The 24,711-nt window shown below is 67.3% G+C and carries 24 protein-coding genes and 1 tRNA gene; 11 read left to right on the top strand and 14 right to left on the bottom strand.

Translation table 11 applies throughout. From position 1 onward, the window contains the following. The first annotated feature begins 164 nt into the window (after positions 1-164). Both ON43_RS01745 and ON43_RS01740 read left to right on the top strand, forming a co-directional pair. Positions 165-407, top strand: a complete 243-nt coding sequence (locus ON43_RS01745; RefSeq protein WP_033089361.1) for a hypothetical protein — start codon at positions 165-167, stop codon at positions 405-407. A gap of 273 nt (positions 408-680) precedes the next feature. Then, positions 681-1,355: a Crp/Fnr family transcriptional regulator gene (locus ON43_RS01740; RefSeq protein ID WP_019044571.1), complete on the top strand. Its 675-nt coding sequence runs from the start codon at positions 681-683 to the stop codon at positions 1,353-1,355. 69 nt (positions 1,356-1,424) lie between these two features. On the opposite strand, the gene ON43_RS01735 is transcribed toward ON43_RS01740, so the two are convergent. From ON43_RS01735 to sp36, 3 genes are all read right to left on the bottom strand, one after another. Then, positions 1,425-2,231, bottom strand: a complete 807-nt coding sequence (locus tag ON43_RS01735) for an MBL fold metallo-hydrolase (RefSeq protein WP_040802740.1) — start codon at positions 2,229-2,231, stop codon at positions 1,425-1,427. Between the two features lie 81 nt (positions 2,232-2,312). Further along, the gene (locus ON43_RS01730; protein ID WP_040802694.1) at positions 2,313-2,768 is read right to left on the bottom strand and encodes a RidA family protein; all 456 of its coding nucleotides are present in this window, start codon (positions 2,766-2,768) and stop codon (positions 2,313-2,315) included. 3 nt (positions 2,769-2,771) lie between these two features. After that, a complete protein-coding gene (gene sp36 / locus ON43_RS44320; RefSeq protein WP_086007868.1) occupies positions 2,772-2,933 on the bottom strand; it encodes a Sp36 family protein in 162 nt (53 codons plus the stop codon). A gap of 167 nt (positions 2,934-3,100) precedes the next feature. Between sp36 and bagA the strand changes: the two genes are divergently transcribed. After that, positions 3,101-4,120, top strand: coding sequence for an ATPase BagA (bagA, locus tag ON43_RS01725; protein WP_040802692.1), 1,020 nt, complete (start codon positions 3,101-3,103; stop codon positions 4,118-4,120). Positions 4,121-4,122: 2 nt separating this feature from the next. Continuing rightward, positions 4,123-5,304, top strand: coding sequence for an ATPase BagB (bagB, locus tag ON43_RS01720; RefSeq protein WP_040802690.1), 1,182 nt, complete (start codon positions 4,123-4,125; stop codon positions 5,302-5,304). 172 nt (positions 5,305-5,476) lie between these two features. Here bagB and ON43_RS01715 read toward each other — a convergent pair whose 3' ends face one another. Next, entirely contained in the window at positions 5,477-5,800 is a 324-nt protein-coding gene (locus tag ON43_RS01715) for a WhiB family transcriptional regulator (protein ID WP_033089817.1), read from the bottom strand. A gap of 301 nt (positions 5,801-6,101) precedes the next feature. On the opposite strand from ON43_RS01715, the gene ON43_RS01710 reads away from it, so the two are divergent. Further along, positions 6,102-8,465 (top strand): penicillin-binding protein, encoded by a 2,364-nt coding sequence (locus ON43_RS01710; protein WP_040802687.1) that lies wholly within the window; start codon positions 6,102-6,104, stop codon positions 8,463-8,465. Positions 8,466-8,563: 98 nt separating this feature from the next. Here ON43_RS01710 and ON43_RS01705 read toward each other — a convergent pair whose 3' ends face one another. Continuing rightward, positions 8,564-9,028 carry a GatB/YqeY domain-containing protein gene (locus tag ON43_RS01705; RefSeq protein WP_040802685.1) on the bottom strand — a complete coding sequence of 155 codons (465 nt, stop codon included), beginning with the start codon at positions 9,026-9,028 and terminating at the stop codon, positions 8,564-8,566. 83 nt (positions 9,029-9,111) lie between these two features. Between ON43_RS01705 and ON43_RS01700 the strand changes: the two genes are divergently transcribed. The 4 genes from ON43_RS01700 (at position 9,112) to ON43_RS01685 (ending at position 12,369) form a co-directional block, all read left to right on the top strand. Further along, positions 9,112-10,077 (top strand): metallophosphoesterase, encoded by a 966-nt coding sequence (locus tag ON43_RS01700; RefSeq protein ID WP_040802684.1) that lies wholly within the window; start codon positions 9,112-9,114, stop codon positions 10,075-10,077. Positions 10,078-10,129: 52 nt separating this feature from the next. Then, positions 10,130-11,167 (top strand): DUF8017 domain-containing protein, encoded by a 1,038-nt coding sequence (locus ON43_RS42080; RefSeq protein WP_051177763.1) that lies wholly within the window; start codon positions 10,130-10,132, stop codon positions 11,165-11,167. 283 nt (positions 11,168-11,450) lie between these two features. After that, positions 11,451-12,230 (top strand): DUF8017 domain-containing protein, encoded by a 780-nt coding sequence (locus ON43_RS01690; protein ID WP_157513867.1) that lies wholly within the window; start codon positions 11,451-11,453, stop codon positions 12,228-12,230. Positions 12,231-12,295: 65 nt separating this feature from the next. Then, positions 12,296-12,369: transfer RNA gene (locus ON43_RS01685), tRNA-Pro, on the top strand. 66 nt (positions 12,370-12,435) lie between these two features. Here the strand turns inward: ON43_RS01685 and ON43_RS01680 are convergent. Continuing rightward, positions 12,436-13,644, bottom strand: coding sequence for a cation:proton antiporter (locus ON43_RS01680; RefSeq protein ID WP_040802680.1), 1,209 nt, complete (start codon positions 13,642-13,644; stop codon positions 12,436-12,438). Positions 13,645-13,662: 18 nt separating this feature from the next. Next, the gene (locus ON43_RS01675; protein ID WP_245568432.1) at positions 13,663-14,520 is read right to left on the bottom strand and encodes a helix-turn-helix transcriptional regulator; all 858 of its coding nucleotides are present in this window, start codon (positions 14,518-14,520) and stop codon (positions 13,663-13,665) included. A gap of 121 nt (positions 14,521-14,641) precedes the next feature. On the opposite strand from ON43_RS01675, the gene ON43_RS01670 reads away from it, so the two are divergent. Further along, complete coding sequence (locus ON43_RS01670; protein WP_245568431.1) at positions 14,642-15,265, top strand: YbhB/YbcL family Raf kinase inhibitor-like protein; 624 nt, start codon at positions 14,642-14,644, stop codon at positions 15,263-15,265. A gap of 57 nt (positions 15,266-15,322) precedes the next feature. Here the strand turns inward: ON43_RS01670 and ON43_RS01665 are convergent, their stop codons facing one another. Further along, on the bottom strand, positions 15,323-16,912 hold the full coding sequence (locus ON43_RS01665) for a succinic semialdehyde dehydrogenase (protein ID WP_040802679.1): 1,590 nt from the start codon (positions 16,910-16,912) through the stop codon (positions 15,323-15,325). Positions 16,913-17,046: 134 nt separating this feature from the next. Here ON43_RS01665 and ON43_RS01660 point away from each other — a divergent pair, with 134 nt between their 5' ends. Then, positions 17,047-17,868 carry a crotonase/enoyl-CoA hydratase family protein gene (locus ON43_RS01660; RefSeq protein ID WP_040802677.1) on the top strand — a complete coding sequence of 274 codons (822 nt, stop codon included), beginning with the start codon at positions 17,047-17,049 and terminating at the stop codon, positions 17,866-17,868. A 31-nt stretch (positions 17,869-17,899) separates the two neighbouring features. On the opposite strand, the gene ON43_RS01655 is transcribed toward ON43_RS01660, so the two are convergent. From ON43_RS01655 to ON43_RS01630, 6 genes are all read right to left on the bottom strand, one after another. Next, positions 17,900-19,681 (bottom strand): ABC transporter ATP-binding protein, encoded by a 1,782-nt coding sequence (locus tag ON43_RS01655; RefSeq protein WP_083913081.1) that lies wholly within the window; start codon positions 19,679-19,681, stop codon positions 17,900-17,902. 62 nt (positions 19,682-19,743) lie between these two features. After that, positions 19,744-20,514: an SDR family NAD(P)-dependent oxidoreductase gene (locus tag ON43_RS01650; protein ID WP_040802675.1), complete on the bottom strand. Its 771-nt coding sequence runs from the start codon at positions 20,512-20,514 to the stop codon at positions 19,744-19,746. Beyond that, positions 20,511-21,218, bottom strand: coding sequence for an acetoacetate decarboxylase family protein (locus ON43_RS01645; RefSeq protein ID WP_040802673.1), 708 nt, complete (start codon positions 21,216-21,218; stop codon positions 20,511-20,513). The genes ON43_RS01650 and ON43_RS01645 overlap by 4 nt, the downstream gene beginning before the upstream one ends. A 57-nt stretch (positions 21,219-21,275) precedes the next feature. Continuing rightward, positions 21,276-22,886, bottom strand: coding sequence for an acyl-CoA synthetase (locus ON43_RS01640; protein ID WP_040802671.1), 1,611 nt, complete (start codon positions 22,884-22,886; stop codon positions 21,276-21,278). Between the two features lie 24 nt (positions 22,887-22,910). Then, complete coding sequence (locus ON43_RS01635; protein ID WP_444543733.1) at positions 22,911-24,164, bottom strand: hypothetical protein; 1,254 nt, start codon at positions 24,162-24,164, stop codon at positions 22,911-22,913. Further along, positions 24,161-24,709 (bottom strand): nuclear transport factor 2-like protein, encoded by a 549-nt coding sequence (locus ON43_RS01630; protein WP_040802667.1) that lies wholly within the window; start codon positions 24,707-24,709, stop codon positions 24,161-24,163. The genes ON43_RS01635 and ON43_RS01630 overlap by 4 nt, the downstream gene beginning before the upstream one ends. Between the last annotated feature and the right edge of the window lie 2 nt (positions 24,710-24,711).

The raw sequence follows: 24,711 nt of genomic DNA, 5'->3' as shown, positions 1-24,711 counted from the left end.
AACACCGGCGAGCACGCCCGAATTATCCGGGTCTTGCCCGCTCACGGCCGCATTGGTTTCAGAGACACGCACGCGTCCACCTTACGGAACCACTCCTGGCCCACAACCGGGCTCTGGTACCCGCCGTGTTCCATCTGAGACCTTCGGCGTGTTTACTGCTGCCTATGCAAGGACTCGCTGTGGTGCTGTTTCCGATAGCGCTGATGCTGTTCGCGTTGGTGATGGAACGGGTCGAGAATCGACTTCGCAAACTCCTCGAACCCGACCCCGAAGTCCAGCAGTACCTCGATCGAGCCACGAATGCCGAGGTCAGCGATCTGACCAAGCTGGGTCTGCCCGCCGCGGCGGCGCGTCCGCGACGCGCCCGGCCGGCGGCCAAGGGAATGGACGTCGCACAGGCCAGCTGACCCGCCCGGGTCGATGGTCGAGTGGTCCGGTGGCTTTCGGCCCCGGACCACTTTTTACGATCTTCATGACGCCCGTCTCACGGCGTGTCGTAGATTCGTAGGGAAGCGTGTCGCGAAACCGTCGTTGCGTGTCGCGTACTGGGGCTACGTGTGTTCGAGAATGAGCTCGGCGCGTGGTGTCTATCACTACCCGGCGGTATTGCAAAGTAGACTGCACTGTCGGCCGAGTCGTTTCGGTCCAGGACAGAGCCATTTCCCATAAGGAGCACATTCGTGGACGAGGCCCTCGCCAGAGCAGGCATCTTCCAAGGCGTAGAGCCCACCGCGGTGGCGGCTCTCGCCAAACAGCTGCAGCCCGTTGACTTCCCGCGCGGCCACGTCATCTTCAACGAGGGCGAGCCCGGTGATCGGTTGTACATCATCACCTCCGGCAAGGTGAAGATCGGCCGCCGTTCCCCCGATGGTCGCGAGAACCTGCTGACCATCATGGGTCCGTCGGACATGTTCGGCGAGCTGTCGATCTTCGACCCGGGTCCGCGCACCTCGACGGCCACCACCGTCACCGAGGTCAGAGCGGTCACCATGGACCGGGACGCCCTCAAGGCGTGGATCGACCAGCGGCCGGAGATCGCCGAGCAGCTGCTGCGGGTCCTCGCCCGCCGCCTGCGCCGCACCAACAACAACCTGGCCGACCTGATCTTCACCGACGTTCCGGGTCGCGTTGCCAAGGCGCTGCTGCAGCTGGCCCAGCGCTTCGGCACCCAGGAAGCGGGCGCGCTGCGCGTGACCCACGACCTGACCCAGGAGGAGATCGCCCAGCTGGTCGGCGCCTCCCGCGAGACCGTGAACAAGGCGCTCGCCGACTTCGCGCACCGCGGCTGGCTGCGACTCGAGGGCAAGAGCGTGCTCATCTCCGACTCGGAGCGGCTGGCTCGCCGGGCCCGATAAGGGACACGAACTACACAGGAGGACCGGGCATCACCCCCGTAGCGGTGATGCCCGGTCCTTCTGCGTTTTCTAGCCGCGCGAGCGCAGGTACTCGATCTGCGCCTTCACCGAACTCTGCGCCGCTGGCCACAGCCGCTTGTCCACATCCGCGTAGACCTCGGCAACGATGCGCAGCGATCCGGCCTTCGGGCCGAGCTTCTCCAGTGCCGCGCGGACCTGGTTCAGGCGTTCCTCGCGATGGGCGATGTAGTAACGGATGACCGGTTCGGCGTCGGCGTGGTCCGGGCCGTGGGCCGGGAGCAGGTGCCGACCGGGCGCGACCGCCACCAGACGGTCCAGGGAGTCCAGGTAGGCCGCCAGCGCGCCGTTCCAGGACTCCAGCACGGTCGTACCACTGCCGAGGACGGTGTCGCCGGTCAGCAGGGCCTGCTCGCCGTCGGGGCCGTCGATCAGGAAGCTGTGCGAGTCCTCGGTGTGGCCGGGAGTGGCGAGCACGGTGATGCGCAGCCCCGCTGCCTCGATGACCTCGCCGTCGGCCAGAACTTCGCCCGAACCGCGCAGGAATTGGGAATCCTTGGCGCGCACCGGGGTTCCGGTCGCCTTCACCAGATGGTCGATGCCACCGGTGTGGTCGTGGTGCTTGTGGGTGATGAGGGTGAGCGCGATGTTCCCGCCGGTCTCGCGCACCAGGTTCTCGGTGTGCTTGCGATCCTTCGGACCCGGGTCCACCAGAACGTATTCCGTCGCCCCCGGCGCGCGCAGCAGCCAGGTGTTGGTGCCCTCCAACGTCATTCCGCTGGGATTGTCGGCCAGCACCACGGCGGCGGACGGAGTCACTTGCCGCAGTTGGCCGTACGCGGGATGAGTGAGCGTCATCATTACGTCCTAATACACCGAGCGTGATGCGTCCAGGGTTGAACGCATCACGCTTTCGACTGTGCCCCAAGCATTTCGGGGCTATCGCACCTCGGCGATGAGTTCGACCTCGACCGGGGTGTTCAGCGGCAGCTCGTTGACGCCGACCGCGGAGCGCGCGTGCACCCCGGCATCGCCGAGCACCGCGCCGAGCAATTCCGACGCGCCGTTGATGACCAGCGGCTGGCTGTTGAAACCGGCTGCGGAGGCGACGAATCCGACCACCTTGACGATACGGACCACATTGTCGAGTCCGGCCAGGTCGTGCACCACCGAAAGGGCGTTGAGCGCGGCCAGTTTCGCCATTTCCGCGCCCTGCTCGATGCTGACCTCCGCGCCGAGCTTGCCGGTCAGCGGCAGTTCACCGTTGACGAAAGGCAGCTGGCCCGAGGTGTAGACGTAGTTGCCGGACCGGACGCCGGGCACGTACACCGCGACCGGCTTCGGAGCCGGAGGCAGCTCGAGCCCGAGCTCCTTCAGGTTCTCAGCCCAACCCATCAGCTACTTCCTCCTCTTGAGGTAGGCAACATGCTGTTCGCCGGTGGGCCCGGGAAGCACCGTGACGAGTTCCCAGCCATCGGAACCCCACTGGTCCAGAATGGCCTTGGTGGCATGGGTCAGCAGCGGCACGGTGGCGTATTCCCACACGGTCACATCACTCATGGCCTGAGACTAGCCCCGGCAAGGTTCCCCCAGTTCGCCGGACCCTCCGACTACTGTGCGGGATTGGGAATTACAAGTCCCGAGTGGTGTATCAGACAGTTGCCAAGTCCTGTGGGCAGGATTCCAGAACGAGTTATAGGCTCGCGAGCGTGGGAGTACCGATAGCAGTGCCCGTTTCGGTTGAGCCGGGGGTCGAAGCAGGGTGGCCGGAGCGAGCGGACAAGGCCCGCTTGCACTACGTATCCGGCAAGGGTGGGACCGGTAAGTCGACGGTCGCCGCGGCATTGGCACTGGCACTCGCGGCGGGGGGCCGCCGCGTACTGCTGGTCGAGGTCGAGGGCAGGCAGTCCATCGCGCAGCTGTTCGATCTGCCGCCGTTGCCGCCCACCGAGACTCGCATCGCCACGGCCGACGGCGGCGGTGAGGTGCTGGCGCTGGCGCTCGATGTCGAGCACGCCTTCCTGGAATACCTCGACATGTTCTACAACCTCGGCTTCGCCGGCCGCGCCATGCGCCGGGTCGGGGCCATCGAATTCGTCACCACCATCGCGCCGGGCCTGCGCGACGTCATCCTCACCGGCAAGATCAAGGAATGCGCGGTGCGCGTCGACAAGTCGGGCAAGCCGACCTACGACGAGATCGTCATAGACGCACCGCCGACCGGCCGGATCGCCAGCTTCCTGGACGTCACCCAGGCCATGGCCGAGATCGCCGGCGGCGGGCCGATCGCCTCGCAGGCCGAGGGCGTCTCCAAGCTGCTGCACTCGCCGCAGACCATGATTCACCTGGTCACGCTGCTGGAGGCGCTGCCGGTGCAGGAAACCGCCGATGCCATCGCCGAACTCACGGCCAATGATCTGAATATCGGCACGGTGATCGTGAACCGGGCGGGCGAGGGCTATCTGCCGCGGGCCGTGCGCGAGCGCGCCGCGACCGGTGACGTCGACGTCGACGCCCTGCGGGCCGGTCTCGCCGAGGCCGGAATCACCTTGTCCGAGGCCGATTTCCAGGGTCTGGTCACCGAGACCGTCGAGCATTCCGCGCGGCTGGCCGCCCAGGACGAGAGCGCCGCCGAGCTCTCGCAGGTCGATATCTCACGGCTGTACCTGCCGTCGCTGACCGACGGCATGGATCTGGGCGGGCTCTACGAGCTGGCCGAAGTCTTGAGCGCCCAGGGGGTTCGCTAGTCATGGTCGTTCCGGCGGGCACTGTGCCCCTCGACATTTCGAAGATCATCGCCGACCCCTCGGCCCGCATCGTGGTGTGCTGCGGCTCCGGCGGCGTCGGCAAGACCACCACGGCCGCGGCCATCGCACTGCGGGCCGCGGAGGCCGGGCGCAAGGTCGTGGTGCTGACCATCGATCCGGCGCGGCGGCTGGCCCAGTCGCTGGGTGTGAGCGATCTCGGAAACGTCCCGCAGAAGGTGGAACTCGGGTCCGAGGCCAAGGGCGAGCTGTTCGCCATGATGCTGAACATGCGCCGCACCTTCGACGAGATGGTGCTCGAGCACACGTCGCCGGAGAAGGCCGAGCAGATCTTCGCCAACCCGATCTACCAGACCGTCGCGTCCTCCTTCGGTGGCACCCAGGAGTACATGGCGATGGAGAAGCTGGGACAGCTCGCCGCCAAGCGCGAGTGGGACCTGATCGTGGTCGACACCCCGCCCTCGCGCAATGCGCTGGACTTCCTGGACGCGCCCAAGCGCCTGGGCAACTTCCTCAACGGCAAGATGATTCGCGTCATCATGGCCCCGGGTCGCGGCGTCGGGAAGTTCGTGGCCGGCGCCATGAGCCTGGCGCTGCGCGGCGTCTCGACGATCGTCGGCGGGCAATTGCTCAAAGACGCCAGTGTCTTCTTGCAGTCACTGGAGTCCATGTTCGGCGGCTTCCAGGATCGCGCCGACCGCACCTACGCCATGCTCTCGCGGCCGGGCACCCACTTCCTGGTGGTGGCCGCGGCCGAGCCGGACGCGCTGCGCGAGGCGAGCTTCTTCGTGGATCGGCTCTCGCACGACAAGATGCCGCTGGCGGGTCTGGTGCTGAATCGGACGCACCCGGTGCTGAGTTCGCTGTCCGCCGAAGAGGCGCAGGTGGCCGCGGACCGTCTAGCCCCCCTGACATCAGGGAACGGCAAAGGCGGCGAACCGGACTCGGAGACTCCGGAGGCGCTCACCGCCGCGGTGCTGCGCATCCACGCCAGCCGGGCCGCCACCGCCAAGCGGGAACAGCATCTGCTGCACCGGTTCACGGGCGCGCATCCGAGCGTCCCGATCGTCGCGGTCACCGCGCTCCCGTTCGAGGTCGCGGACCTGGAAGCACTGCGCGCCGTCGGCGATCAGCTGGCCGAAGCGGCAAGTGCCAAGCCCGCCTGACAAACCCGGGGTTCTTCCCCGACACAGTCGCGGCTTTCGTCGCTTCTGCTTGATATGCCCGATCTGACCCCGGACACGGATCGAGCCCGCTTCCGCGGGCTCGATCCGTTCTGCTTATAGGGGGGATCTGGGTAAATCGTTCGTCGGGAACTCAGTTACCAGGGATACTCGGTTACATCGCTACCTTCTGTGATCGCTGGACGCGGAAGAAGTCCGCCCAGCTCGTCACCTCCGGATGCTGTTTGAGCAGCGCACGACGCTGCCGCTCGGTCATGCCGCCCCACACGCCGAACTCGACACGGTTGTCCAGGGCATCCGCCCCGCACTCCATCAGGACCGGGCAGTGCCGGCAGATGGTGGCCGCTTTGCGCTGTGCTGCGCCACGCACGAACAGCTGGTCGGGATCCACTTCCTTGCATCGGGCCTGGGAAACCCAGGCGATTCTCGCTTCGGCCTGCTCCACGTCCAATCGAGCGATCGGGGTAGTCATGTGCATTTGGTGTGCCCCTTTGCAGTCCGAACACCGGGTCAGCGGCGCTCCAGAATCGCGAGTGCAGCGCGCAGTTACCCAACCCCACTGCGTTCTGCACCACATTCCACTTTGAGTGTTAGCTCTATCACACTGGGTTCTCAATCTAGGTAAAGGTGCATGGCCTGCGCAAGACCGTCCCGAGATTTTCTGGTACGTCCGTCCACGCATTCGTTGCATGGAACCGGACAGTCCGTCTCTTTTAGGACGTATGGACACCCCGGCGGGCGAACACCGAGTGTCCGCGAGGCCAATTAGGCTAGGGCTCGTGCCGATCACACGAACGCTCTGGAGACTGGCAGGCGCGTGCGTCTTGGCCGCGGTGCTGCTCGCCGGACTGCTGTTCCCGCTCGCCGGTGGCTTCGGGTTCATCTCCAACCGCGCCGCCGACGCCGTCGACAACGTCTCCGCCGAACTGGTCGAGGGCACCGTGCCCGCGGTCTCGACCATGGTGGACGCCAATGGGACGCCGTTCGCGTGGCTCTACGAGCAGCGGCGGTTCGAGGTCCCCAGCGAGAAGATCTCCAACGACATGAAGCTGTCGCTGGTCTCGGTGGAGGACAAGCGCTTCGCCGACCACCACGGTGTGGACTGGCAGGGCACCTTCCGCGCCTTCCTGACCAACACCTCGGGCGGCCAGGTGTCGCAGGGTGGTTCGACCATCGACCAGCAGTACGTGAAGAACTACCTGCTGCTGGTGGTCGCCAAGACCGATGCCGAGCGGCGCGCCGCGGTCGAGACCACCCCGGCTCGCAAGATTCGCGAGATCCGCATGGCGCTGACGCTGGACAAGCGGCTCACCAAGGACGAGATCCTCACCCGGTACCTGAACCTGGTGCCCTTCGGCAACGGCTCCTACGGCATCCAGGACGCCGCGCAGACCTACTTCGGAGTGGACGCCAAGGATCTGAACGTGCCGCAGTCGGCCATGCTGGCCGGCATGGTGCAGTCCAGCTCCAAGCTGAACCCCTACACCAACCCCACGGGCGTGCTGGAGCGGCGGAACACGGTGCTGGACACCCTCATCCAGAACGTGCCCAACCGCGCGGACGAGTACCGCAAGGCCAAGGAGACGGCGCTGGGCGTGCTGCCCGAGCCCAAGGGCCTCTCGCGCGGCTGCATCGCCGCCAACGACCGCGGCTTCTTCTGCGACTACGCGCTGCAGTACCTGAACAACGCGGGCATCAGCCGCGATCAGATCGAGAAGGGCGGCTACCTGATTCGCACCACCCTGGACCCGGCGGTCCAGGACCAGGTGCGCGATTCGCTGGCCGCCAACGCCAACCCGAATCTGGACGATATCGCCGAGGTCATGAATATCGTGGCCCCCGGCCAGGATTCGCATCCGCTGCTGGCCATGGGCTCGAGCCGCGTCTACGGCCTGGACTCGGGCGCACATCAGACCGTGCAGCCGCAGCCGTATTCGATGGTCGGTGACGGCGCGGGCTCGATCTTCAAGATCTTCACCACGGCCGCGGCCATGGAGAAGGGCCTGGGCATCAATGCCACGCTGGACGTTCCGGCGACCTTCTCGGCCAAGGGCATGGGTAACTCCGGGACCCCGGGCTGCCCGCCGGAGACCTACTGCGTGAAGAACGCGGGCGCCTACAAGGGCTCGATGTCGGTGACCGAGGCCCTGGCCACATCGCCGAACACCGCGTTCGTCAAGCTGATCCAGGCCGTGGGCGTGTCCCCGACGGTGGACATGGCCGTCCGGCTGGGCATGCGCTCGTACACCCAGCCCGGCACCTCCGGCCACGGCAACCAGAGCCTGGCCGACATGATCAAGGATCAGAACCTGGGCTCGTTCACCCTCGGTCCGGTGGCGATCAACCCGCTCGAGCTGTCGAATGTCGCCGCGACCCTGGCCTCCAGCGGCAAGTGGTGCCCGCCCACCCCCATCAAGGAGGTGGTGGACCGCAACGGCAAATCCGTGCCGCTGACCCAGCAGGCCTGCGAGCAGGTGGTGGATCCGGGTCTGGCCAATACCCTCGCGGTGGCGATGGGGCAGGACGTGGTGAGCGGTACCGGTGCCGCTTCGGCGCACGCGGTGGGCTGGAACATTCCGACCGCGGCCAAGACCGGAACCACCGAAAGCCACCGGTCCTCGGCCTTCCTCGCCTTCACGAACTCCTTTGCCGGAGCGAGCTACGTCTACGGTGACAGCCCGACCCCCGGCGAGATCTGCACCTCCCCGCTGCGCAGCTGCGGCAGCGGCAACCTCTACGGCGGTAACGAGCCCGCCAAGACGTATCTGGGCGCGATGAAGAACGTGCTCGACCGGTTCCCGCCCGCGGCACTGCCGCCGGTGGACGACAAATACGTTCGCGGCGCGAACAATTCGCAGATCCCGGACGTGATCGGCATGCAGCAGGCCGAGGCCACCTCGACGCTGGTGGCGGCGGGCTTCCAGGTGTCGGTGACGACCCAGCCGGGCGCGGCCAAGGGCACGGTCATGAACGTCTCGCCCAACGGGTCGGCGATTCCGGGCTCGGTGATCACGCTGTACGTGAGCGACGGCAGTCAGATACCCGCGCCCGCGCCCAACGCGCCGCCCGCGACGCCGGGGATACCGGCGATCACGATCCCGAACCTGCCGCCGATCCCGATCCCGATACCCATCCCGCGGTAGGCAGTAGACAAGGTAGGCAGTAGACAAGGTAGGCAGTAGACAAAAGGAAAGACCCGGAGCGATTCACTCGCTCCGGGTCTTTCCTTGTTCGCGGTAGCTCAGAGCCGTGCTTTGACCGCCGCCGAGATACGCGTCCCGTCGGCGCGCCCGGCGGCGAGCGCGGTGGCGCGCTTCATGACCTGCCCCATCTGCTTCATGCCCGGCCGCTCGCCGATCTCCTCGGCGACCTCCGCGATGGCGGTGTCGGCGATATCGCCGACCTCGGCCTCGGTCAGCTGGGTCGGCAGGTACTCGTCGATGATCTGTTCCTCGGCGCGCTCGTTGGCGGCCAGCTCGCCACGCCCGGCCTGCTCGTAGACGACGGCGGCCTCGTTGCGCTTCTTCGCCTCCTTCTGCAGGACGGCGATGACCTCGGGGTCGGAAAGCTCGCGCGCGGCGGGTCCGGCGACCTCGGCGTTCTGGATCGCGGACAGCAGCATGCGCAGGGTGCCCAGGCGCAGCGCGTCCTTGCTCTTCATCGCGGTGGTCATATCCGATCGCAGCTTGGTTTTGAGTTCCGACATGAGCGACACGGTACGAGGGACTTCTATCGTGGTCCAGCTCATTTGACTCGATGTTTCTCCGCCGGGTCGCCTATTCTGGGCAAATGCCCGTCTTCTCGACCACCGCCCTCAGCCGTGCCGCACTCGGAGCCGCCGGGGCCGCGGTCGCCGGAATCGGATACGCGACCCTGATCGAGCGCAATGCCTTCACGCTGCGGGAAGCGACGCTACCGGTGCTGGAACCGGGCAAACCCTCGCTACGCGTGCTGCACATCAGCGACCTGCACATGATGCCCGGGCAGCAGTTGAAACAGGCCTGGCTGCGCGAGCTGGACCGGCTGGAGCCGGACCTGGTGGTGAACACCGGGGACAATCTCTCGCATCAGAAGTCGGTGCCGGCGGTGGTGCAGTCGCTGGGCGGCTTGCTCGCGCGGCCCGGCATTTTCGTCTTCGGCTCGAATGACTATTTCGCGCCGGTGCCGAAGAACCCGCTCAAGTACTTCAAGAAGGACCACAAGCGCGTCTTCGGCGATCCGCTGCCGTGGCAGGACCTGCGGGCCGCGTTCACCGAGCGGGGCTGGCTGGATCTGACGCACGTGCGCCGCGATCTCGAGGTCTCCGGGGTGAAGATCTCGACGGCCGGCGTGGACGATCCGCATCTCAAGCGGGATCGCTACGACACCGTGGCGGGCGCGCCGAATCCCTTGGCGGACTTGAGCATCGGACTCACCCACTCCCCCGAGCCGCGGGTGCTGGACCGGTTCGCGGCCGACGGCTACGACCTGGTCATGGCGGGCCACACCCACGGCGGGCAGCTGTGCGTGCCGGGTTTCGGTGCGCTGGTGACCAATTGCGGCATCGACCGGGCCCGAGTGAAGGGCGCGTCGCGTTGGGGCGCGCACACCCGGCTGCACGTGTCGGCGGGCCTGGGCACCTCGCCGTGGGCTCCGTACCGGTTCTGCTGCCGCCCGGAGGCGACGCTGCTGACGCTGGTCGGCGCACCGCCGAAGAAGCCGGCCACCGAGACCGGGCGCGGACGCACCGCGTCATCGGAGGCTGTCGCGCGGTGAACGCCGGCCGCGATATACAACGCGGTATGTAGTCATCAGTCAGGGGGCAACCGTGACCAGTGAAAACGACCGGGGCGAGCAGAACCCGGATTGGTGGCAGGGGCCCGCGCAGCAGCCGGGTTCGCAGCAGCCGGGTTATGGCGCCCAGCAGCCGGGTTACGGTGCCCAACAGCCGGGTTACGGGGCCCCGCAACCGAATCAGCCCGGTTACGGCCAGAACTATCCCTCCGGCCCGTACCAGCCCGCTCAGCCTCAATACCCGCCGACGCAGGCGTTCGGCGGCCCACCGCCCGGCTACGGCGGCCAGCAGCCGCCCTATCCCCCGCCGCCCGGCGGCAAGGGCCGTGTCTGGCTGTTCGTCGGCCTGGGCGCACTGGTGGTCGCGATCATCGCGGCGGTCGTGGTCGTGGCGCTGGTGAACTCGAAATCCGATGAGCCGTCGGCGAAGTCGACCACCACGCCGTCGCTGATCAGCGCGCTCACCTCCACCACGGCGAAGCCGACGCAGTCCGGCCGGCCGAGCACCACCAAGACCACCGGCGCGAAGCCGACCACCACGCCCACCGCGGTGATTCCCGGCTTCCAGGTGGTGACGATCCCGGACAACGGCGCGGCCTACGACATTCCGTCCGGTTGGAAGATCGAGCCCAACGCGGCCGGCACCCTCGGCACCGGCACGGACGCCATCGACGTCGCCGGACTGGCCGACGACGGGGTCAACTACTGCGCGAACAGCGTGCGCACCAATGTCTTCCTGACCCAGTCGGAGGAGACGGATCCGGCCAAGGCGGCCGCCGACATCGGCGCCCGGGTGGGCCGGCTGGGCTGGACCTCCACCGGCTCGACGCCCGGCAGCCCGGAGGCGTTCCAGTCCTCGGACGGCCAGTTGCAGGGCGTCTACCTGGAGACCAAGGGCAATGCCACGGCCCCGGCCGCGGGCTGCGCCTCGACCTACTCCATCTACACCTTCGCGTTCCCCGGCGACAACGGCGCCTTCGTGTTCACCATCGCGGCCGACACGGGCGTAGCGCAGGCGGTGGACGCCACCCTGGCCAAGCAGATCCTCGCCAGTATCCGCCCGATCCAGTAGGGGATTCGGCAAGGGCCACAGCACAACTCGTCCGACAGGGGGTCCGACGATGAGCGATGGAACCGATGACCGGGGCATCGATCCGGAACAGACGACATCCAGCGGAGACTGGTGGCAGGGTCCGCCGAGCCGGCCGGATCCGCCACCGCGTCCATACCCGGCGCCGAGCCCGAATCCCTATGTGTCCGCGCCGAATCCGCGCCCGGCACCCAGCCCGTATCAGTCCGGACCGAACCCGTATCAGCCCTCGCCGTACATGTCGGGACCGAATCCGCTTCCGCCGGTGCAGAATCCCTACACCACCGGCCCGAACATGTTCCCGCCCAACCCACCCGGCGGCGGTCGCGGCCGAATATGGCTGCTGGCCGGAGTAGGCGCGCTCGTCGTGGCCATCGTGGCGGTCGTCGCGATCGTGGTGGTGATGCGCGACTCCGGCACCTCCGCCACGCCCACCAGCTCCGCCAAGCCCACCTCGACCACCCGCCCGACCAGCACCGCCCCGCGTACGACCACCACCGGCCCGGCGTCCACGCTCACACCCCAGATCCCCGGCTATCAGGTCGATGTGCCCAAGGACCTGAAGGCCGCCTGGGACATCCCCAAGGACTGGACCATAGATCAGAGCGCCACCGCCTACGGCCCCGGCAACGACAGCATCCCCGCCGTCGGCGTCGCGCAGGAGGGCGTGGACTACTGCCCGAACAATGTGCGCACCACCATGTTTCTGACCACCTCCGATATCGACGACGCCACCTCCGCCGCGGGCGATGTCGGCAGCCGTGCCGCCCGCATCGGCTACTCCACCAAGACCTCGGTCACCGCGGGCGGCCCCCAGCCCTTCGCCACCACCAGCGGCCCCCTCAACGGCACCTTCGTCGAAACCACCGGCACCTTCACCGCCCCCGCCGGCTGCGCCACCACCTTCTCGGTCTACACCCTCGCCATCGGCGTAGGCACCGGCAAGGGCTCACTGGTCCTCGTACTGCTCGCCGACACGGGCGTGGAACGCTCGGTAACCGCCGATTTCGCCCGTAGACTATTCGCCACTTTCCGCCTGCTTTAGACCACCTGACCAGCCGATTTAACGTCCAGACCACCCGTGCGCTAAGCTACTCCACGTTCGCTTCACGGGGTGTGGCGCAGCTTGGTAGCGCGCTTCGTTCGGGACGAAGAGGTCGCAGGTTCAAATCCTGTCACCCCGACTGTGTGGTTGAGACACAACTCGGCCCCCGGCTCTTTCGAGAGCCGGGGGTTTTGTGTTTTCCGGATCAATTCTTCTGTGGGGAGACTCGGCGGCGGTAGCCGCGGGCGGTCAAAGGTGAGCCGAGACCGTGGAGTACGACGCTGCCCAGCACGGTTATGACCATGGCTGCGAGGGCGAGTTCGGCGTTGTCGCCGCGGAGTTGGTTGAAGGCGAGTAGGCCGAAGACGATCGAGGTGGTGCCGCGGGGGCCCAGCCAGCCGATGAGGAAGTTCTCGACGAGGGTGAGGCGGTAGCCGGTCAGGGAGGCCATGACGGGGATGATGCGGATCACGGTCAGCACCGCTGCGGAGAAGAGGCACAGGCGCCAATCCGCGCCCTCCCACAGCACGAAGACCGCGACTGCGCCGAAGACGAACCACATGATGGCGGTGAGCAGGAAGCCGATGTCGTCGATGAGTTCGAGTTCGCGGGCGTGTTCCTCCGTGTGGCGGACGCGGTGGATCACGAAGCCGCAGACGAAGGCGGCGACGAAGCCGTTGCCGCCGATGCTGACCGACAGCGCGTAGGAACCGATCGGGGCGGCGACCATGATGAGGCGTTTGGACTGCAGGTTCATCAGCCGGGCGGCATCGGCGCGATTGGTCAGGAAGGCCAGTGCCGCACCGCATCCCGCGCCGACCAGGAGTGCCTTCAGTGCCGGGGGTCCCGCGGTGCCGAGCGCTTCCCACGGCGTCCGGTCCCTGCTCGCGCCGCCCGCGACGGTCAGGGCGAAGACGATGATCGGGGACACGATGCCGTCGTTGTAGCCGCTCTCGACATTCAGGATATTGCGCACCCGCACCGGAATTCGCTTGTCGCGCAGGATCGCCGCCGCGGGCGCGAAGTCGATCGGCACCACCACGCATGCGATCACCAGCAGCAGCGCCCATCCGGAACCGGGCAGCAACCACAGTCCGAGACCCACCGCCGCCGCCAAACTCAATGGCAGCGCGATGAACAGAAGCCGCACCGCCGCACCGGGATTACGACCGAACAGCCCGCCGCGCACCTCGGTGGCGTCGATGAACAGGAGCACGGCGAGCACAATTTCGGCCGCGTGCAGTGCCACTTCCGTATCGAGGGTCGCGCCGATGGAATCGCGCACCATCAGCCCGACCACGACGCCCGCGAAGACCGTCACCATGGGCGCGCTGATGCGCCACTGGTCGAATTTGGCGGCCAGCAGGGCCCACACGGTGAGCGAGATGGCAACCGCCAGCATGGTGGCAATCATTCAGCCATCTTGCCAGGGCTACCCCGCGACGGGTCGAAGGCGAGTGCCGCCCAGGCGATTCGCGTGCGAGGTGAGGACGGTGCGCAGGGCCGCCGCGGTCGCCTCGTCGGCGGGCGTGAGCACGGTCAGGCTGTGGTCCGCGCCGTCCGGACTGGTGAGATTGTCGTAGCAGACGGTCAGGTCGCCGACCTCGGGGTGGCGGATGCGTTTGGTGCCGTGGCTGCGGTCCTGCACGGTGTGGTCGTCCCACCAGACGGCGAATTCCGGGCTCTCCGTGCGCAATTCGGCGATCACCTGGCGCAGCCGGGCATCGTCCGGGTGCCGGGCCAGATTGCGGCGCAGGTTGCCGACGGTCTCGCGGGCCACCCGATCCCAGTCCAGCTGGGTGGCGCGGGTGGCCGGATCGAGCAGGGTCAATCGGGCCGTATTGATCCCCGGCCCGAAACTCGGTCCGAACAGCGCCGCCGCGGCGGTATTGCGGGCCAGCACATCCAGGCGGAAATCGCTCAGATAGGCCGGGTGCGAAGGCATGCCGTCGAGGATGGCCCGCAGCGACGCGGGCGGATCGGCGGGTTTCCGGCTCGGCGGCTGGGCACCGCGTGCGATGAGATGCAGATGCGCGCGTTCGGTATCGGTGAGCTGCAGCGCGGCGGCCAGCGCGTCCAGGATCGCCGCACCGGGCGTCCCGACCCGACCCTGTTCCAGCCGGATGTACCAGTCGATGCTGACCGCGGCCAGCTGCGCGACCTCCTGCCGCCGCAGCCCGGGCGTGCGCCGGGTGCCGAGGCTCGGGAGTCCGGCGTCCTCCGGCGTGAGCCGTTCCCGCATGGCACGCAGGAAAGCGCCCAGTTCATTGCCCGATCCCGTACCGTCCACGACACCAGCCTAGGCGGCGCCGCTGGGTGGTATGCCGCATACCAGGCTGCGGACGATCTCCCTGCCCGTCTCGAATTCCGGGATTCTCATCTTGCAATTCGAAACACCGAGGAGGACCGCCATGAACCGCACCGCCGCACGCCGCATCATGATCACGACTTTCGCTGCGACGAGCCTGGTCGGGCTGGTCGCCTGCGGCAACGACAAGGATTCGGCCACCGCCACGACCACCGCGACCACCCCGGCGTCGGCTTCGGTCCAGGTCCGCCCGGTCGTCCCGGCCAACGCCGCACAATTCACGGTGACGACCACCGACGCCACCGACGCCTTTCCCGCCGACTTCTACGCGGGCAGCTTCGGTTGCACCGCGGCCAACAGGGCCCCGCGGCTGGCCTGGTCGGGAGCTCCGGCGGCCGCGAAGAGCTTCGCGGTCACCATGTTCGATCCGGACGCCCCGACGGGCGCGGGTTTCTGGCACTGGATGAACTGGGACATCCCCTCCACCGCAAAGGATTTCACCGCGGGAGCGGCGGGCGTCGCCGGCGCCAACGACGCCGGGGTCTCCGGTTACCTGGGCCCCTGCCCGCCCGCCGGCGACAAGCCCCACCACTACCGGATCTCCGTACTGGCCCTGGACACCCCGAGCCTGGACCTGCCCGCGACCACCACGCCGACCGTCGCGTCGTTCAGCATGGGCGCGCACATCGTCGGTGTGGCGAAGCTGGAACTGACCGCACAGCGCTGAGCGGACGACGAAGGGTCCCGGCCGCACCGGCCGGGACCCTTTGTCGTACAGCACTTCTCAGCCCAGGTGCAGGCGACGCATCAAACGCAGCGTGACCAGCGTCGACTTCAGCTGCTTCTCGTACGGCATGGACGCGCGCGCGGCCATGATCTGCTTCTTCTGCACCCCGACATTGATGGTGTCGGTGTACTTGAGCAGACCGGCCGCGCCGTGCCGGGTGCCGACGCCGGACTGCTTGACGCCGCCCGACGGGGTGCCCTTGGCGGCGTAGCTGGTGACGAAGCCGTCGTTGATATTGATGGCCCCGGCCTCGACGCGCTCGGCCAATGCGACTGCGCGGTCGATGTTTCCGGTCCAGATGCTGGCATTGAGCCCGTAGCTGGTGTCATTGGCCAGCTCGACCGCCTCGTCCACCGAGCCGTACTTGTAGATGCTGACCACGGGCCCGAAGGTCTCCATGGTGGCGTGCGCCATGTCCTTGGTGACGCCGGTGAGCACGGTCGGCTCGAAGAACGCGGGGCCGATGTCGGGCCGCGGGTTGCCGCCGGTGACGACGGTCGCGCCCTTCTCGCGGGCCTCGTCCACGTGGGCGGCGACGCGCTTCATGTGATCCACCGAGACCAGCGACCCCATTTCGGGCTCGAAGTCGTAGCTGGCGCCCATCTTGGCGCCGAGTTCCTCTGCGGCGGCGACGAATCGGCGCAGGTACTCGTCGTAGATGCGCTCGTGCACATAGATGCGCTCGATGTGCATACAGGCCTGGCCGGTATTGCCGAACACCGCGAAGATGGCCGACGGAATGGCCTCGTCGAGGTTGACGTCGTCGAGCACGATCATCGGGTTCTTGCCGCCGAGTTCCAGGCTGCAGCCGATGAGATTGCGCCCGGCCTGCTCGCCGATGGTCCGGCCGGTATTGGTGGAGCCGGTGAACATGACGAAGTCGACATTGTCGATGAGGGTGGGGCCGACATCGGGGCCGCCGCCGCAGACCACTTGGACCAGCCCGCGCGGCAGGCCCGCCTTGTGCAGCAACTCGATGCCGTAGAGGGTGCACAGCGCGGTCTTGTTGTCCGGCTTCATGATCACGCCGTTGCCCGCGATGAGCGCCGGGGTGGAGTCGGACATGGAGATGGCGAAGGGGAAGTTCCACGGCGCGATGACCGCGACCACGCCCTTGGGCCGGTGCTCCTCGGTGGAGGAGGTGATGACCGGCATGGGTCCGCTGCGCTTCTTCGGCTTGAGCGTCTTGGCGGCGGTCTTGAGGTAGTGCGCGATGACCATCGGCGTATCGCACGCCTCCTCGATGGCCATCCGTCGCGCCTTGCCGCAACCGATCTGGATGAGATCGGCGAGCGTCTCGATCTCGGAGAGGATCAGCTCGTGCGCGCGCTCGAAGACCGCGAGCCGGTCGGCGAGCGGCCGGGCGGCCCATTCCTTCTGAGCGGCGCGGGCGATCTCCGCGGCGGCCTTCACATCCTCCGACGAGGACTGCGGCAGGTAGCCGACCACGTCGCCGGTGTAGACCTCGATCATCTCGAAGGGCTCGCGGGCCTCGCCGGCCTTGCCCGCGGTCACCATGGCGGTCAGCCGATTGATGAGGGATTCCGTGACGCGGGGCGGAAGCTTCGCCTTGCTCGTTGTGCTCATGGGACTCTCTCCACTACTTGCCGCCCGTGACGGCGGTCACCATGATCCAAACTAGAACACGTTATTGTTCAGGACAACGGCACGGGGTAGTTTCGTGCCGGAATCAGCCCGGAAAGTGGAAAGAAGGGTCGGCGATGACCGCAGCGACTGCAGAGACAGCCAGCAATACCGAACCGCACGCGCTGGTCGAGAAGCGCGGCGCCACGCTGATCGTCACCATGAACCGGCCGAAGTCCAAGAACGCCCTGACCGGCGAGATGCTGGCCATCATGACCGAGGCGTGGGACACCGTCGACAACGATCCGGAGATCCGCTCCTGCATCCTCACCGGGGCCGGCGGCGCGTTCTGCGCGGGCGCGGATCTCAAGGCCATGAACAAGCGCGGCGCCGCGGAAGGCATGAAGGAGGGCAGCGCGTTCGATCCGTCCCGTATGCCCGGCCTGCTCAAGGGCCGCCGCCTGACCAAGCCGCTGATCGCCGCTGTCGAGGGCCCGGCCATCGCGGGCGGCACCGAGATCCTGCAGGGCACCGACATCCGCATCGCGGGTGAGAGCGCCAAATTCGGTATCTCCGAGGCGAAGTGGAGCCTGTTCCCGATGGGTGGCTCGGCGGTCCGGCTGCCGCGGCAGATCCCGTACACCATTGCCGCCGAGCTGCTGCTGACCGGCCGCCACATCACCGCGACCGAGGCGCTGAACTTCGGGCTCATCGGGCACGTGGTGCCGGACGGCACCGCGCTGGACAAGGCGCTGGAGATCGCCGAGCTGATCAACAACAACGGTCCGCTGGCCGTGCAGGCGATCCTCAAGGTCATTCGTGACACCGAGGGCATGCACGAGGAAGAGGCGTTCCAGATCGACGCCAAGGTCGGCCTGCCGGTCTTCCGCAGCGAAGACGCGAAGGAAGGCCCTCGCGCCTTCGCCGAGAAGCGGAAGCCGAACTTCCAAGGGAAGTAAGGAGGTTGGGGGCGATGCCCCCAACCTCGCGTCAGCGGGCGGAGAGTTCTTCCGCCAGGAACCCGCCCGACTGATGCCGCCACAGTTGCGCGTACGTGCCCTCGGCCCGTAGCAGCTCCTCGTGGCTGCCCTGTTCGACGATCCGCCCGCGATCGAGCACGACCAGCCGGTCCATATCGGCCACCGTGCTCAGCCGGTGCGCGACCACCAGCGCCGTACGCCCTTCCATCAACTCCCAGAGCGCTTGCTGCACAAGGATTTCGCTCTCCGAGTCGAGGGCGCTGGTGGCCTCGTCCAGCAGCAGGATGGGTGCGTCGCGCAGGATGGCCCGGGCCAGCGCGACCCGCTGGCGTTGCCCGCCGGACAGTTTCACGCCGCGCTCGCCGATGAGCGTCTCCATACCCTCGGGCAGCCCGTCGGCGAATTCGGTGACGTGCGCGGCCTTGGCCGCGCGCCGCACTTCCTCGTCGGTGGCGCCAGGCCGCGCGAATCGGATGTTCTCGCTCAGCGTCCGGTGGAACATGGCCGGATCCTGCGGCACATAGGCCAGCATCGAGCGCAGATCGCTCTGCCGCAGCCGCGAGATATCCTGCCCGCCAATGCGAATCGCACCGCCGTCGATGTCCATCATGCGCAGCAGCAGCTGCGTGATCGTGCTCTTGCCGCCGCCCGAGCGCCCGACCAGACCGATCCGCGACCCGCTGGGCACATCCAGTTCCAGCCCGCGGAACAGCGGCGGCGCACCCGCGTGCGCGAAGTCCACCCGCTCGAACCGGATGCCGGAACCATTGGGCCGCAAGGGTTCCGGATCGACCGGATCCAGCACGGTGGGCGATTCCAGCAGCAGTTCGGTGAACTGCGCGGCCTCGGTGGTCGAGCTCTCCAGCCGCCGGTAGATCTGGTTGAACCGGAACATGATGCCGGTGGCGTTCCAGTAGTAGGTGAACGCCACGATGATCACCTCGACCGAGGCGTGCCCGCCGTCGATGCCCAGCGCGATCAGCAGGCCCAGCACGTTCACGATCACCATGAGCGGCATCACCGCGGTGTCGATGAAGAGGTTGTTGTAGTCCCACGACCGCAGCGTCTTGCGCCGCTGCCCGACCACCCGTCGCCGATGCTCGGCCGCCTCCTGCGGTTCGGCCGCGAAGGCCCGCACCGCCTGCATGTTCGACAGCGCGTCGGAGACGTGCCCGGAGACCAGCGCGACGGCGGCCTCCCGCTCGTCGACCAGGTTCTGCCTGCGCTTGATCAAGGGCGTGACCACCACACCGCACAGGGCGATCAGGCCCAGCAGGGTGACGACCAGCAGCGGGTCGTAGCGCCACAGCACCACGCAGGCGAAGCTCATCGGCACCAGCGCGGAGACGATCTCGAAGGCGAGGGTGTCGGCGAACTCCTCGAACCGGGTCGCGAAGCTGAGCGCCCGTTTGGTCAGCGAGCCCGCGAAGTTGTTGTGGAAGAACGCCGCGTCCTTGGCCAGCAGCTCGTCCATGGCGGTGTTGTAGAGGTTCTCGATGCCGTAGGCGTCCAGCCGGTTGAGGAAGTGGATTCCGATGCGCCAGAACACTTCCGACAGCAGCAATACCCCGGCGAAGGCCAGCACGTAGGGCGCCAGCGTGCCGAACGAGGAGTCACCGGTGGCGGCCACCTTGCCGACCAGCACGGCGACCAGCAGCGGCGCGATGTAGAGCTGGCACATATTGCCCAGTGCCGGCCCCAGCATGCCCAGGGCCGTGATCACCTTGCGCCGGGCCAGTTCCCGGCCGTAGTAGCGCAGAACCAGGCGGATGGAGGAGGTTCGCGAACTCATTCCAAGCAGAGTGCCTGGTCGGAGGCCCTGCCGCCACTGATTTATTGCCGGATGGAAGCTGTCTACCCGGCAATATGGATCGAACGGCGGACGATCGCCCGGGCCACACCCGGCAGGAACCGCCGCATGAAATACGCGGGCCGGGCCTGGCCGGGAAACACGAACAGCGGCGTCTTCGGCTTGGCCAGTGCCCGTTCCAACGCGTCGATAATGCTCTCCGGAGTCTCCCCGCCGGCATTGCCGAGCACGCTGGCGTTCTCCTCGCGCACCGCGTCCAGGAACGGCGTCTCCACCATGGGCGGGCACAGCACGAGCAATCGAACACCGCTGTCGTGCAGCTCGTAGGAGAGGCTGTCGGCGAATCCGATCACCGCGTGCTTGGACGCCGTGTATCCGGCCATGCCCGGCGAGGGCAGCCAGCCGGCCAGCGAGGCGAACAGCACCACGGTGCCCGCCCCGGCCTTCTTCATGGCCGGTATGACTGCCTGGCAGAGGTTGACGGTGCCGATGTAGTTGACGTCGATCATCTTCCGGATCTGGGCCACATCGTGGTCCAGCACCGAGGCGTGCACATGGCACATGCCAGCGGCGTGTACGAGCCGGTCGATGGTCCCGAGCTCCGAGCGCACCTTGTCGACGACGGCGCGAACCTGTCCGGAATCGGAGACATCACACGTGTAGGTGTGCATGTTCGGCGACCGCGACGCCGTCGCGGCCAACCCCTCCGCGTTCAAATCCACCGCCGCCACCTTCCATCCCGCCGCCGCGAGACGTTGCGCGACAATGCGGCCCATACCGCTGGCCGCGCCGGTGACGAGTGCTGTCCGGTTCATCGAACCTCCCGGGTTTGCAGGACCGTGGCGGCATCCTCGAAAGTCATGCGGAGCGCGCCGATTCGGCTGGAGAACAACGCGGCCTTGGGCAGTCCCAGGGCTCGCAGCTGGTCGGAGACGGGATGGGTGCCGAGTTCGACCCGGGCGCCGCCGGGCCGCCCGCGCACCGCACCGGGATTCATCACCCACGGTGTGCGGCGCAGGATCCCGTCGCGCCAGGTGTAGGCGTCGATGGACGCGCCACCCGCACCGCCGGGCATGGGGAAGCCGTCCGCGACCCGCAGGGCGATCACGAGCTCCCCGTCGATCCGCACCTCGCACCGGTGCCCGCGGCCGTCGGGAGTGATGTCGATATCGGCCATCAGCTTCGGGAAGCCCCAGATCGACTGTCCGGCTTCACAAGTGAAGCTCTGATTCACCGGCAGCCAGTGAATGTAGGCCCCGGTGCTGTCCTTGCGCCCCGGCTGCCTGGCCATCAGCGAGAACGCGAATTCGTGATACGGCCCGAGATCCCCGTCCACGTATCGCACGAAAGCCAGTGAGAGCACGGCCTTCCCGAGCATGGTGACTGGTTCGAGCCCCGCATCCGCGAGCAGCGTCCGGGCCGCCCCCGTGTCGGCCAGGAACAGCGCCGAGCAGGCGTCGGCGTGGCGGATCTCGACCGGCATGCGGACCTGTTCCCCCAGGACGGAATGCGCTTCCATGTCAGAATTAGAACAGGTTTCAATGGGGTGCGCGGAGGGTTTCATCGAGTTTCCCACTCACCGGGCCTCGTGCTTCGGCGCATGGTCCTGGACATAGGACTTGGCCCAGCGATAGTCGGGTTTACCGCTCGGCGTGCGGGACACGGTCTCGGCCACCCAGATCTGTCGCGGCAGTTTGTAGCCCGCGAGATGCGCACGAATATGCCGCTCCAGCTCGGCGAAGTCGATCTCCCCCGCGGCCGCGGACACCACCGCCGCCACCTGCTGCCCCCACCGCTCGTGCGGCACCCCGATGACGACCGCGTCATAGACGGCCGGATGCGCCTTGACGGTCGCCTCGACCTCCTCGGGAAACACCTTCTCCCCGCCGGTATTGATGACCATGTTCCCGCGCCCGATCAAGGTCACCGTCCCGTCGGCCTCCACCCGCGCGCGATCGTCGGTGATCACCATCCGCACCCCGTCCACGGTCCGGATCAGCTTGTCGGTCTTGACCGGATCCTTGTAGTAGCCGATCGGCACGTTCCCGGTCTTGGCCACCCAGCCCTCGCCGCCCGGCGCGACCGGCCGTCCGTCCTCATCCACCACCAGCGCCCCGCGCCCGGTGGTGACCCGGGGCGCACGCGCGGGATCGTCGTCCTTCTGCGCGAATCCGATACCGCCGAACCCGGTTTCGGAGGATCCGATGGATTCGGTGACCAGCGTGCTCGGAAACAGTTCCAGCAGCGCGTTCTTCACCGGCTGGGTGAGCTGGGCGGCCCCCGATCCGATCGAGACCAGCGACGAGGCGTCCACCGGATTGGCCCGGTAGGAGTCCACCAGCGGACGCGCGATGGCATCACCGGTGACCACCAGCACCTGCGGCTTCTCCCGCGCCACTACCCGCCATACCTCGTCGGGATCGAAACGCGGCTGGAACAGCACCGCATTGCCGGACCAGAGCGCGGTGAAGGTGGGCATCATGGCGGCGGCGTGGATCAGCGGCGGGAGCACGAACCAGGTCATGGGCCAGGCGTTTTCGGCGGCCATGCGGGACTGCTGATACTCGTCGGCGACGGGTTCCCCGGTATAGAAGTCGATGCCGCCGCCCAGCACCCGCCACATGTCCTCCTGCCGCCAGATGACGCCCTTGGGGAGCCCCGTGGTGCCGCCGGTGTACATGATGAAGTGGTCGTCGGCACTGCGCGGACCGAAATCACGGTCAGGGGAGCCGCTTTCGAGCGCTTCCTCATAAGGAACGGAACTGCTGGCCAACCCCGCCCCGCCCTGATCGTCCTCGACGACGAGCGTGTGCCGCAGCTTCGGCAAGTGCGGCCGGATCTCCTCCACCAGCGGCGCATAGCACCGGTGATGCACCGACATCTCGAGATCGGCATTGTCGTAGACGTACCGCAGTTCCTCGGCCCGGTACCGGTAGTTGATATTCACCGGCACCGCGCGAATCTTGTAGCAGCCCACCAGCGTTTCCAGCGCCTCGATGCTGTTGTGCAGGTGGAACCCGATATGCGTGCCCGGGCCCGCGCCCGCCGCGGCCAGGTGGTGGGCCAGCCGGTTGGCGCGGGCGTCGAGTTCGGCGAAGGTCAGCCGCCGGGCGCCCTCGATGACGGCCGTCCGGTCGGGCACGGCGTCGGCGGAGTGTTCGTAGAGGTCGGCGAAATTGCACGCCATGGGCGCTGCTCCTGGTGGTGTCGACTACAGGACGGTGAGCGGAAGCGGTTTGCCCCGGTCGGCGAAGACGAAGCCCGCCCCGGAGCTGAAGTGGGTGATGGCGACCTCGTCGGCGGTGCGGAAAGGCAGGTCCGCGCAACGGATTTCGAGGGTCAGCGCGCAGTCGTCGGCATCCCGGACCCGGCAGTAGAAGCGCGGGTTCACACCACGCACCAGCGCGTCGAGCGGCTCCAGATGCTCGGCGTCGATCAGCGCCGCCCACGCCCCGTCGTCGGCCGCCCCGCAGGCCCGCCCGATCCGCAGCTCGATCGATTGCTCGCCGGCGGTGGTCTCGCTGGATACGTCGAGGTCGACGTAGGCGGCCGGATTGAACGCCGGATGCAGGCGCAACACCTTGGCCAGCGACGCGAAATCATCACCGAGGCCGAGGGCCGCGCGAAGCCGCTCAGCCGTGAGCCCGGCAATTCCCGTGAACTGCTTGCGGAGAATATCCACGGCCACTTCGGGTTTCGTCCGCTCCTCGACCGCCGCCCGATACCCGAGCGTGAGCAAGTGATGCTGCAAACTCACCTCGTCGGCCAGGCGAACCAGTGCCGACCGCGAGAAGTCCCCGAAGCGGAGATCGCTCAACAGCGGTCCCGAATAGTCGGACAGCCCCTCATCTTCCGGATCGATCGGTGACAACACGGTTCCGGCCGCCTCGGACCCGGTCAGGATTTCCGCACCCTCAACCTGCGCGGGCGGTTCATTGGCCGGATCAATGGTGACCGTCCACGCGCACACCGGTTTCCGATCCGCGGGCTCGCGCGGCGGCCGATGCACCGGCCGCACCTGCGCATGCGGATTCGTCGCCAACGCCGTCGCGTCGAACGTCGGATCTTCGATGTCGTGGCACATGGCCACCACGAATTCCGTCCCCATCGGCTCCACATCGGCCAGCGCCCCGCAGTGGTCCAAATGGAACTCCCCGTGATCATGGTCGATCACCCGGAACCGGAAATCCATGAACTGCGGAGGCGCACCGATATCCAGCTGGAATCCCTTGAAGATGGCATCCACGCCATCCCCGGTGATGTTGAGCGCCTTGCGCATTCGCCGCGTGTACACCGGGCTGGCCAGGCGCCATTCGTCTATGGCCACCGCCGTCATGCCCTCCCGGCCGAGCGCGCCCAGCACATGCGCCATTCCCGACCGGTCGATGAGGTGCCCGCACAGCAGCAGTTCCGGAACCAGCAGTGCCAGTTCGGATCTGGTCAGCGATTCGTATCTGCTGGTCACCACAGGGGCACCGGCCCCTTTCCGATCGGGTACCAGCCCGGCAGCGGCTGTCCGGACATGGCTCGCTCCATGCGCTTGCGCATGCCGGACGACAGCGCGTCGGCGGAGATCATCTCGACGAAAAGCGCTGTCACATTGCCGAAGTCGAAGAAGTCGCGCTGCCAGCTCCACTGGAAGTCGCCGGCGTAGCGGAACCAGCTGCCGCCGATCCCCTCCGGGCTGTACGGCCGCCCGTCGGCGCGCTGCTTCTCGTTCACCTGCTTCCAGAAGCCGATGACGCTCCCGCTTCGCTCGTCCACGACGAATTCCTGGTACGGATACGTCCAGCCCTCGAGCCCGAACATCTCCTGCCCGAGCGCGATCTCCCGGATCTCGTCGCGCCCGACCGCCATGAATTCCTGTTGCGGCCCGTAGTTCCAGCCGTAGGTGGCGTCCTCGGTATAGAAGTGGTCCAGGGGTTTCCAATCCCCCTGTGCCTCACACTGTTTGTTCTCGTCCACCCAGCGGCGGATCATCTCGTCGAGTTCATCGCGGGACCAGGCCATGG

Origin of the sequence: Nocardia concava NBRC 100430 (assembly GCF_000308815.1) — a bacterium.
Lineage (GTDB): Bacteria > Actinomycetota > Actinomycetes > Mycobacteriales > Mycobacteriaceae > Nocardia > Nocardia concava.
The sequence above is the reverse complement of the archived record's forward strand: the minus strand, read 5'-3'. Positions and strand labels throughout refer to the sequence as shown.